The sequence below is a fragment of the Variovorax sp. P1_H2 genome, from assembly GCF_056405295.1.
Map to the genome: position 1 here is coordinate 93,619 of NZ_JBFUCJ010000007.1, position 9,829 is coordinate 103,447.

At 68.8% G+C, this 9,829-nt stretch carries 10 protein-coding genes; 5 read left to right on the top strand and 5 right to left on the bottom strand.

The genetic code is table 11. From position 1 onward, the window contains the following. Positions 1-2: 2 nt before the first annotated feature. On the bottom strand, positions 3-1,442 hold the full coding sequence (locus AC1D2E_RS04735) for a glutamine synthetase family protein (protein WP_478196344.1): 1,440 nt from the start codon (positions 1,440-1,442) through the stop codon (positions 3-5). 12 nt (positions 1,443-1,454) lie between these two features. After that, positions 1,455-2,780: an aromatic ring-hydroxylating dioxygenase subunit alpha gene (locus AC1D2E_RS04740; RefSeq protein ID WP_478196345.1), complete on the bottom strand. Its 1,326-nt coding sequence runs from the start codon at positions 2,778-2,780 to the stop codon at positions 1,455-1,457. A 286-nt stretch (positions 2,781-3,066) separates the two neighbouring features. Between AC1D2E_RS04740 and AC1D2E_RS04745 the strand changes: the two genes are divergently transcribed. Next, entirely contained in the window at positions 3,067-3,804 is a 738-nt protein-coding gene (locus AC1D2E_RS04745) for a GntR family transcriptional regulator (protein WP_478196346.1), read from the top strand. A gap of 13 nt (positions 3,805-3,817) precedes the next feature. Here the strand turns inward: AC1D2E_RS04745 and AC1D2E_RS04750 are convergent, their stop codons facing one another. Further along, positions 3,818-4,177, bottom strand: coding sequence for a LysR substrate-binding domain-containing protein (locus AC1D2E_RS04750; protein ID WP_478196356.1), 360 nt, complete (start codon positions 4,175-4,177; stop codon positions 3,818-3,820). Here AC1D2E_RS04750 and AC1D2E_RS04755 point away from each other — a divergent pair. The 3 genes from AC1D2E_RS04755 to yccS all read left to right on the top strand — a co-directional run bounded on the left by AC1D2E_RS04755 (position 4,100) and on the right by yccS (position 8,172). After that, positions 4,100-4,312, top strand: coding sequence for a hypothetical protein (locus AC1D2E_RS04755; RefSeq protein WP_478196357.1), 213 nt, complete (start codon positions 4,100-4,102; stop codon positions 4,310-4,312). The genes AC1D2E_RS04750 and AC1D2E_RS04755 overlap by 78 nt on opposite strands. Before the next feature lie 145 nt (positions 4,313-4,457). Then, entirely contained in the window at positions 4,458-5,903 is a 1,446-nt protein-coding gene (locus tag AC1D2E_RS04760; RefSeq protein ID WP_478196347.1) for a sensor domain-containing diguanylate cyclase, read from the top strand. Positions 5,904-5,973: 70 nt separating this feature from the next. Further along, complete coding sequence (yccS, locus tag AC1D2E_RS04765) at positions 5,974-8,172, top strand: YccS family putative transporter (RefSeq protein WP_478196348.1); 2,199 nt, start codon at positions 5,974-5,976, stop codon at positions 8,170-8,172. Positions 8,173-8,187: 15 nt separating this feature from the next. Here yccS and AC1D2E_RS04770 read toward each other — a convergent pair whose 3' ends face one another. Beyond that, complete coding sequence (locus AC1D2E_RS04770; RefSeq protein ID WP_478196349.1) at positions 8,188-8,736, bottom strand: nucleoside 2-deoxyribosyltransferase; 549 nt, start codon at positions 8,734-8,736, stop codon at positions 8,188-8,190. 54 nt (positions 8,737-8,790) lie between these two features. Next, on the bottom strand, positions 8,791-9,378 hold the full coding sequence (locus AC1D2E_RS04775; RefSeq protein WP_478196350.1) for a hypothetical protein: 588 nt from the start codon (positions 9,376-9,378) through the stop codon (positions 8,791-8,793). Positions 9,379-9,552: 174 nt separating this feature from the next. Between AC1D2E_RS04775 and AC1D2E_RS04780 the strand changes: the two genes are divergently transcribed. Next, the gene (locus AC1D2E_RS04780; protein WP_478196351.1) at positions 9,553-9,810 is read left to right on the top strand and encodes a hypothetical protein; all 258 of its coding nucleotides are present in this window, start codon (positions 9,553-9,555) and stop codon (positions 9,808-9,810) included. Positions 9,811-9,829 lie beyond the last annotated feature (19 nt).

Sequence of the window (9,829 nt, forward strand, 5' to 3'; positions counted from 1 at the left end):
GATCAGAACATATCGAAGTACTCGCGGTGTTCCCACTCGCTGACTTCGAGGTTGAAGCGGGCGATCTCCGCTTCCTTGATGTGGCAGAGATAGTCGACGAAGGTCTTGCCCAACTGCGCGTTGAGCATCTCGTCGTTGCGCAGGCATTTCAGCGCATCGCCGAGCGAACGCGGCAGGTGCTCCGCCGGCGTCTCGTAGGGCGCGTCGGCCGATGGGCCCGGGTTCGTCTTGTTGCGCATGCCGTCGAGCCCCGAGAACAGCTGCGACGCCAGGTAGAGGTACGGATTGGCGGTCGGCTCGCCCACCCGGTTCTCGATCCGCGTCGCATTCTGCCCGACGCCGCCCAGCACGCGCAGCATCGCGCCGCGGTTGTCGCGGGCCCAGATGGCGCGGTCGGGTGCCAGCGAGAAGGGGCGGTAGCGCCGATAGCCGTTGATCGTCGGGCTGGCCAGCGCGGCCGAGCCGCAGGCGTGCTCCTTGAGCCCGCCGAGGTAGTGCAGGCCGATCTCGCTCAGGTCCTGGCCGGGCTCGGCCGGCATGAAGGCGTTCACGCCGTCGCTCTTGCGGCGCAGCGACTGGTGCAGGTGCCAGCCGCTGGACATGACGTTCGGGATGCGCGGCCGGCACATGAAGGTCGCGTGGTAGCCGGCGCGCTGGCAGATCTGCTTGATGGCGCTGCGCAGCAGCACCATGGTGTCGGCCGGCAGCACGCCGGCCGTCGGGCCGAAGGTCAGCTCGAACTGGCTCGGGCCGAACTCGATCTCGAGCGAGCGCAGCGGCAGGCCGAGGGCGACCAGCTGCGAACGCAGCAGCTCCATCACGGCGTCGACGCGGTCGTAGCGCAGCTCGGTCAGGTACTGGTGGCCATGCGACAGCAGCGACACGCGCGGCGGCTCGCCGGGCTGGCCCGAATCGGCCAGGCCCATGCGCGGGTCCTCGAGCTTGAAGACATGGAACTCGACCTCGAGGCCGGCGATGAAGTCCAGCCCCATCTCGCCGAGCTGCTTCACCGCGCGCTGCAGGATCTGGCGCGTCGCATACGGGCAGGGCTTGCCGTCGGCCATGTAGGCGTCGCACAGGACCCAGCCCGAGCGCGGCGCCCACGGCAGCAGCTTGAAGGTCGAGGGATCGGCCACGATCGTGAAATCGGCGCCGCCCTGGAAGCCCTCGATGGCGAAGCCGCCGCCGGCCGCGAACACCGGGAACACGGTCTTGTGCGAGGTGTCCTTGGCCAGCAGCGTGGAGGTCAGGTTGACGCCGTCCCACAGCGCGGCGCGGGCCTCGCTGGCGACCAGGGTCTTGCCGCGCAGCAGGCCGTGCTGGTCGGGCCAGGCGAAGCGCACCACGTCGACTTCGCCGGCATCGATGCGGCGCACCAGTTCCTGGGCCTGCTTCAGCTGGTCGTCGGACCAGAGGCCGTGGCAGTCTACGAAAGAGCTCATGGCGTTGCGTGCTCAGGCGGCGGCCAGGCGGGCCGAGGCCCAGTCCGACTTGAGGCGGCGTTCGCGGTCGGCGCTTTGCCAGTAGCCGTCGGTGTTGCCGGCTTCGCCGATGCCGTCGATCGACGGCGGTCCGGTGAGCGCGCTGGCCTGCGCGGCGTCGATCAGCATCGGCGCGCCTTCGCCGGCCTGCGTGCTCTCGATGGCTTTCACCAGCATGCGGCGGTAGGTGATGATCCCCTTGTCGGTGCTTCCCAGGTGCTCGCGCGTGCGATCCTGGATCGGGCCCTGCGACTCGACGGCCCATTGGTCGTGCACGTTGATGTCGTCGCCCATGCCGGTGTAGGTCTGGCTCAGCTGCTCGTCGATGCTGTAGCCGTAGTTGTTGCGCTTGTTCTTGCGCGAAGTGTAGTGGGGCAGCTCGTAGAGCTCGAGCCGCTGGTCGCGCATCTGCTGCTTGTCGACCGGGCCGGTGAAGCTGGTGAAGATCGCATACCAGTAGCAGTGCGTGTCGTCGACCGGCACGTGCCACTGCGAGATGGTCATCTCGGCGCTCATCGGGATCACGAAGGCCTGCGGGAACACCACGTTGGTCACGCGCACGTGGGTCTGCGTTTCCGAGAGCTTGCGCAGCGCGGTCAGGCGCATGCCGTAGTCGGTCGGGTCGACGCTGATGTCCGGGCGGTCGTACTCGCGCAGCACCTTGGTGATCGGCATGTCGGAGTCGGCCGAGGCGCCGCGGAACTGCTTGCCGTAGCTTTCCGACGTGTCCGCGTCCTCGAAGAAGCGATGCAGGTAGGAGGCGTGCGCCGGGTCGATGCCGACCTCGAGCGCCTGCAGCCAGTTGCACTCGAACAGGCCCTTGAAGGCGAAGGTGTGCGAGTCGGGCGCCACGAAGCAGTCGAACTCGGGAAACGCCGGCGGCTCGCCTTCGCCGATGTAGGCGAACACGGTGCCGGCGCGCTCGACGACCGGGTAGGCGGCCTGCTTGATGCGGCTGCACAGCTTGCTGCCTGTGGGTTCGGCGGGGGTTTCGAGGCAGTTGCCCTTGGCGTCGAACAGCCAGCCGTGGAAGGGGCAGCGCAGGCCGCCGTCCTCGAGGCGGCCGAAAGCCAGGTCGGCGCCGCGGTGCGGGCAGTCGCGGTCGAGCATGCCCAGCTGGCCCTTCTCGTCGCGAAACAGCACGAAGTGCTGGCCCATCAGCTGAACCGCCTTGACCGGGCGCGGGCCGGCCAGTTCGTCGGCGAGGGCCACCGGCTGCCAGTACCGGCGCAGCAGCGTGCCGGCGGGGGTGCCMCGGCCGACCCGGGTCATCAAATCGTTCTGTTCAGCGCTGATCATGGGTGCTCCATCGAAGGGTGACTGTGGGAAAACAGGACTGCATGCAATTGCATACATTGTCGAAGCTGTTTCTGTTCCAGGTCAATATCTTTCATTTCGCGTGATCGCCTCAAGGCCTAAATTGAGGGTTAACACTGATTATTCGATGCATCTTTGAGGTGCATCAGGCCATCTTGGATGCACCATTCGTTTGGTGTATGCAACAAATGGACCAATGGCCGCTGAATGTGTGCAGTGACTTTCATTCTCCTTAGAATCTAGCCATTCCTTCGCTTCGCCGACCCAGATGGACTCCCAACAATCCCGCGTGCTGGTTCAACTCCGCGACCTGATCCTCAAGGGCGAATTCGTGCCTGGCGAGCGGTTGGCCGAGATTCCGCTGGCGGAAAAGCTCGGCGCTTCGCGCACGCCGGTGCGGCTGGCGTTGACCAGCCTGGAGCATGAGGGCCTGATCGAGCAGTCGCCGAGCGGCGGCTACCAGATGCGTCGCTTCACCTCGCAGGAGATTGCCGACGCGATCCGCGTGCGCGGCGTGATCGAGGGCTTTGCGGCCCGTTTGCTGGCCGAGGAAGGCGCTTCGCGCCAGCTGCTGCGCGAGCTGCACGAATGCCTCGACGACGGCGACAAGGCGGTCAACAAGCCCGAGATGGGCCTCGACGACTACGCGGCCTATGTCGAGATGAACGACCGCTTCCACCGGCTGATCATGCAGGGCTGCGGCAACCTCGCGCTGCAGCGCGTGATGGACATGCTCGACGGCCAGCCCTTCGMCTCGCCGAGCGCGATGCTGCCGATGCAGTCCTCGATGGAAGAGGAAGGGCACCAGTGGATGAAGCAGGCCCACCGCACGCACCATGCGATGGTCCAGGCCATCGAGCGCGGCCAGGGCTCGCGCGCGCAGGCGCTGGGCGAGGAGCACGTCGAGATCGCGCGCATGAACCTCGAGTACGCGCTCGAGCGGCCGGAACTCGCGGCCGAGCTGATGCCGGGGATGCGGCTGGTGGCGGGGAAGACGCGCGGATAGGGCTGGCCTCAAGTCAGGCCTGCGCCTGGGCCGCAACCGGCAGCCCGGCGCGCTCTCGCATCATCGCCACGAAGGCCTCGGCCGCCGGCGACAGCGCCATGCCGCGCCGCTGGTAGATGAAGAAATGGCGCCGGATCTCCGGTCCGCGCAGCGCGATGAAGCGGACATCGAAGTTGCCCGCGAACAGCCGCGCATAGTCGGGCACGGCCGCCAGTCCGGTGCCGACGCCGACCAGCGCCAGCGCGGTCGTGAGATAGCCGACCTCGGCGGCGGTCTGCATCGAGAGCGAGGTGTCGTGCGTCTGCAGGGTGCGCTCCAGGTGCCGGTTGAACTCGCTCGAGTCGATMACCCAGCGCTCGTCCGATGTCGGGATGGGCGGCGCCTGGCCGAGGGACGCACGGCGCTGGACGGCCTGGCCTTCCAGACCCGGCCGCTCTACACCGGGAACCCGTGGTTCCTCGCGCCCTCGGTGCGCTACTACCGCTGGCGCGACCGGCAATCCTTCTGAGCACCCGGGCCGCCATCGGCGGCGGATCCGCAGCGCCGAGGCGACCTCCGCCAGCTGCGATGCGAAATGCAATGCATGGACAATAGGCGACTCATCCAGCCCCTTGGCGCGAAATCCAGCCTCTGCCTCCAGGAAACCTGCCTCCATGTCCCAGTCTACCGACCTCGAGTCGATGTTCGACCTGTCGCCCGTCTCCCTCTGGCTCGAGGACTACAGCGGACTCAAGGACCTGTTCGACGAATGGCGAGCCGCCGGCGTCACCGACCTGGCCGCGCACCTCGCCGAGGATCCGGCCCGTGTCCGCGACTGCATGGCGCGCTTCAAGGTCCTGCGCGTCAACCAGCACACGCTGGCCCTGTTCGGCGCACCGAGCCAGGAAGCCCTGTTGGCCTCGCTGGACCAGGTCTTCCGCGACGACATGGCCGACAGCGTCCTGCATGAGCTCCAACAGCTCTGGCAGGGGGCCCTGAGCGCGGAGAACCAGACCGTCAACTACACGCTCGACGGCCGCCGGCTCGACGTCCAGGTGCGCCTGCGGATCCTTCCGGGCCACGAAGCGCGCTGGGACCGCGTGCTGGTGTCGCTGGAAGACATCACGGCCCGCGTCGCCGCCTATCGCGAGCGTACGGACGCCGAGCGCTATGCGCGCGACCTCTTCGGCCACTCGCCGGTCTCGCTGTGGGTCGAGGATTTCAGCGCCGTCAAGAAGTTGCTCGACGAGATCCGGCAGCGCGGCATCACCGATTTCACGACCTTCATCAAGGTGCATCCTGAATTCGTCACCCGCTGCATGCAGGAGATCCGGGTGATCGACGTCAACCGCGAGACGCTGCGGATGTTCGGCGCCGCCGACACGCCCGACCTGCTGCGCAACATCGGCAAGGTGTTTCGCGGCGAGATGCAGGATTCCTTCGCCGAGCAGTTGCGGGACCTCTGGGACAACAAGACCTCGCAGCAGCGCGAGGTCGTCAACTACTCGCTGAGCGGCGACCTGATCAACATCCACATGCAGTTCACCGTGCTGCAGCACCACCTGCAGACCTGGGACCTGGTGCTGGTGTCGCTGGTCGACATCACGGCGCGCAAGAAGGCCGAGGCCTACCTCGAGTACCTCGGAAAGCACGACGTGCTGACGCAGCTGTGCAACCGCGCCTTCTATACCGAAGAGCTGCACCGGCTGTCGCGCAAGGGCCCCTGGCCGGTGTCCGTCATCGCGATCGACCTCAACGGACTCAAGCGCACCAACGACGAGGACGGCCACGCCGCCGGCGATGCCTTGCTGCGCCGCGTCGGCGAAGTGCTCTCCAAGGCCGTGGACGCGCCCGGCTGGCCGGCGCGCGTCGGCGGCGACGAGTTCGCGGTGCTGCTGCCCACGACCGACGAGCGCGGCGCCGCGGCCATGCGGGAGCGCATCCTGTCGCTGCTCGACCTCAACAACCAGTTCCATGCGGGGCAGAGCGGGCGTGCCGTCAGCCTGGCGATCGGCGTGGCGACCTGCGCTTCCGGGGACCAGCTGGAAGCGGCATTGCTGAGGGCCGACCGCGCCATGTACGAGGACAAGTCGCGGTACTACGCGAGCAGTACCGCGTAGGACACCGTGCCGCGCGCAGCCGTTGCGCGGGGGCAGGGGTCGTGGCACGCATCCTGCGAGAAGCGGTGGCATGCTCTCTTTCGTGATCGATACCTTTCCGCAACGGCTGTACAGGTGGGGCTCGGGCCAGGCCCAGGCGCTGCGGGTGCTGCTGACCCTCGGCAGCCTGATGGCGGCGTGCGGCGCCATGGGGCGGATGGAGGCCGTGACCCCGCTGTTCCTCGGCGCGATCGCGAGCGCGCTGGCCGAGACCGACGACAGCGGGCGGGGGCGCTATCGCACCCAGATGGTCACGCTGGCCTGCTTCGCGGGGGCCGCATTCGCGGTGTCGGCCTTGATCGACATGCCCATCCCGTTCATCGCCGGCCTCGCGCTGGCCGCGTTCTGGCTGACGATGCTCGGGGCGGTCGAGGCGCGCTACAAGGCGATCGGCTACGCGACGCTGATCCTCGCGATGTACGCCACGCTCGGCATCGGCAACCACCCGCTCGCGGGTCCAGTCGAACGCCGCCTGGAGCTGCTGCTGCTGCTCGCCGGCGCCGCCTGGTACGGCGTTTTCTCGGTGGCCTGGTGCGTGGCCTTTCCGGCCCAGCCGGTGCAGGCGCGCCTGGCCCGGCTGTATGCGGTGCTGGGCCACTATGTGCGTTTCAAGGCCTCGCTGTTCGAGCCGCTGCGCGGCATCGACATCGAGCGCAAGCGGCTGTCGCTGTCGCAGCTCAATGCGGAAGTGGTGGCCGAACTCAATGCCGCCAAGGAGAGCATCTTCAGGCGCATCGGTGCCCGCGCGCCCACCGGGCGGATCGCGCGCTACCGCGGCCTCTACCTGATCGCGCAGGACGTGCACGAGCGCGCGAGCTCGTCCCATGACGACTACAACGCGTTGGCGGACGCCTTCTTCCACAGCGACCTGCTCTACCGTTGCCAGCGCGTGCTGCGCCTGCAGGGCGAGGCCTGCGAACGGCTCGGGCTGTCGATCGAGCGGCGCGAGCCCTTCGCCGCCGACAGTGCGACGGTGCAGGCGCTGGCCGACCTGCGCAGCGCGATCGCGCACGAGCGCTCGCATGCCGCAGAGCCGGTGCGACAGGCGCTGCTGGCGTCGGTCGAGGCGCTCGCGCGCAACCTGGAGCAGCTCGACGGCCAGCTGGCCGGCGCCACCCAGCCCTCGGCGCGGGCCGGACGCACGGACATGGGCCTGTTCGATCGCTCGCCGCGCTCCTGGCGCGATGCGCTCGAGCGGGTCCGGCGCCAGCTCACGCCGCGATCGCCGTTGTTCCGCCACGCGCTGCGACTGGCGCTCGCGCTGGTGGCCGGCTATGGCTTGATGCGCGTGATCCATCCCGCGCAGGGCTACTGGATTCTGCTGACCACGCTCTTCGTCTGCCAGCAGACATGGGGCGATACCGTGTCGCGCATGGGCCAGCGCATGGCGGGCACCGCGGTCGGCGTGGTGATCGGCTGGGCGTTGCTCGACCTGTTTCCCCAGCACCTGGTCGAGGCGCTGCTGGCCGTGGTGGCCGGCGTGCTCTTCTTCGCGACGCGCAGCACGCGCTACCTGCTGGCCACGGCCAGCATGACGGTGCTGGTGCTGATGTGCTTCAACCAGGTGGGCGACGGCGGCGTGCTGATCGTGCCGCGGCTGGTCGATACCGCGATCGGCAGCCTGATCGCCGGGCTGGCCATGGTGCTGGTGCTGCCGCACTGGCAGGCGCGGCGCTTCAACGAACTGGCGGCTGCGGCGATGCGCAACCAGGCGCTCTATCTGCGCGGGATCGCCCAGCAGTACCACGCCGGCGCGCGGGACGACCTGGCCTACCGGCTGGCCCGGCGCAACGCCCACAACGCCGACGCGGCGCTGGCGGTCGCCGTCTCCGAGATGTTCCGCGAGCCCGCACTGGTGCGGCCGCGGGCCGGCGTCGCGCTGCGCTTCCTGATCCAGTCGCACACCCTGCTGAGCTATCTTTCGGCGCTGGGTGCGCACCGCGTGGCCTTGCGCAGCGCCGCGCACGCGGCCGCGCTGCACGCGGCGGCGGCCGGAGCGGCGGAGGCCCTGGAGGCACTGGCGGCGAACATCGAGCAGGCCTCGGCGGAGGCACTCGAGGCGATGACGGGCCGGGTGTCGGAGGTCCAGCGGCTGGCCGGCCTGGCCGGGCCGGACGGCGAGGGCGACCCGGCCACGCAGCTGGTGGGCACCGAACTCAGCCTGATCGGGCAGCAGATCGAGGCACTGCGCGGCTACGCGCTGCGCTGGCTGCGGCCCGAGGCCGCCTGAACCCGGGCGCCTTGCTCAGTGCGTCGCCGGCGATCCGCGTGTCAGCTTCTTCGCCAGACTGTCGAGCGCCGCCGCGGCGTCGGGTGCAAACGCGATCGATCGCGCGAGCATGAGATTCAGCGCTTGCCCGAGCCCTTCGACCGTCGTCCCGCTGGCCAGCTCGGTGACCACGCCGGCAGCGTCGCGCCGGCACGGAATCGCGGCCTGCACGCGGTCCGCATAGCTTCCCCGCGGAACGCCGTATCCGACCACCGGCTTGCCGAGCGCAACGGCGTATCCGACCTCGAACACCGTGCCGGAGTCGGGCTCCTGGCCGCGGAAATTCATCAGGTTGGCGATGACGCCGTCGGCCTCGCGGATCAGCGCGGCGTTGCCTTCGTAGATGGCCTGTGCCCGCTCGTCGTCGTTCGCCGCCGGCGGCAGGGCCAGCGGGGCGTCGGTCGGCGCGACACCGGCCAGGCCCAGGCGATCGCAGTGCGCCTTCAGCGCAGCGAAGATGCTTTCGCGCCCCGGAAAGAAGACATCGGGGCCGGCCAGGTAGATGCGTGGGCGCTTTGGACTCATGCCGCCGATGGTATCGGCCCGGGCGTGCGGGCCGCCCGCGATTCCCGCCCGCCGCTACGGAAGCGTCGCGCGGTCGCCCGGCTTGCCCGCCTCCGCGTGGGCCAGGATGTTGGCCCGGAGCTCGTTGTAGCGCGCCACGAAGTTGACCAGCACGCTGGCGGTCCAGKCGAAGGCGAAGATGCCTGAGATGCCGATGATCGGGGGCACGATGCGCCAGGCGCGCGGCAGCGAGAACGGTTCGCCCAGCGCGGTGTAGCAGTTGGCCGCGAAGTAGGCCGCACTCGACCAGTCGCCCACGATGTCGCCGGACTTCAGCGCGGCCGACCAGACCACCACCTCGGCCAGGTGCAGCGCCAGCAGCATCATCACCGTAACCGTGAACAGCAGGTCGGCACGCCACAGCGAAGCGCGCAGGCGCAGCGCGTGGGTCTGTTTGAGATACGAACTCGTGATGATGCGGATCCAGAAGGCGTGGAACATGATCACGAAGACCAGCACGGCGCCGCCGAACATGATGTCGGGCAGGGGCAGCGCCTGGGTCAGGGCGTTCTCGACCAGGCTGGGCCGCAGACTCGACAGGTCCGAGGCGGCGGTTGATACGACGCCGGGCAGCGAGTCGGAATCGAATTTCGTGTCAGCCATGTGCCGGTCTTGGATGGAGGCGGGTCGGAGCGGCCCGCGCCATGGTAACGAATGAGCTCGCCAGCCACGATGCGGGTTTCACGGGTCTGGTACCGGGTCCAGCACGAATTAGGGTTAACCCTTATAATTGCCCCAGCCCTGTGCGAATCCGCGTTGGGGCTTCAGGAGAACCCCATGTCCACGATCCTCGCCAACGGTCTTTCCGTCGATGCTCCCGGCGCCTCGCCGGCGGCCCGCGCCCTGTCGCATGTCCTGTCCCTCGGCCTCCGGCTCCTGACCGGCTGGAAGGCGGCAGCCCCCGAAGCCCCGCCGTCGCGCAAGGCCGAAGCCGACGCGGTCCGTGAATGGGCCTGGACCTTCGCCCGCACCGACCGCAGCTTTGCCGACGACCTGTTCGCGGCCGCCGACCGGCACGAGCGGGCCGGGAGCTGACCCCCACGCTCCCCCACTG

What these genes read in the sequence shown, in the direction of transcription:
- AC1D2E_RS04735 (WP_478196344.1), bottom strand. Translation starts at nt 1,442, where the DNA reads ATGAGCTCTTTCGTAGACTGCCACGGCCTCTGGTCCGACGACCAGCTG.
- AC1D2E_RS04780 (WP_478196351.1), top strand. Translation starts at nt 9,553, where the DNA reads ATGTCCACGATCCTCGCCAACGGTCTTTCCGTCGATGCTCCCGGCGCC.
- AC1D2E_RS04770 (WP_478196349.1), bottom strand. Translation starts at nt 8,736, where the DNA reads ATGAGTCCAAAGCGCCCACGCATCTACCTGGCCGGCCCCGATGTCTTC.
- AC1D2E_RS04760 (WP_478196347.1), top strand. Translation starts at nt 4,458, where the DNA reads ATGTCCCAGTCTACCGACCTCGAGTCGATGTTCGACCTGTCGCCCGTC.
- yccS (WP_478196348.1), top strand. Translation starts at nt 5,974, where the DNA reads ATGCTCTCTTTCGTGATCGATACCTTTCCGCAACGGCTGTACAGGTGG.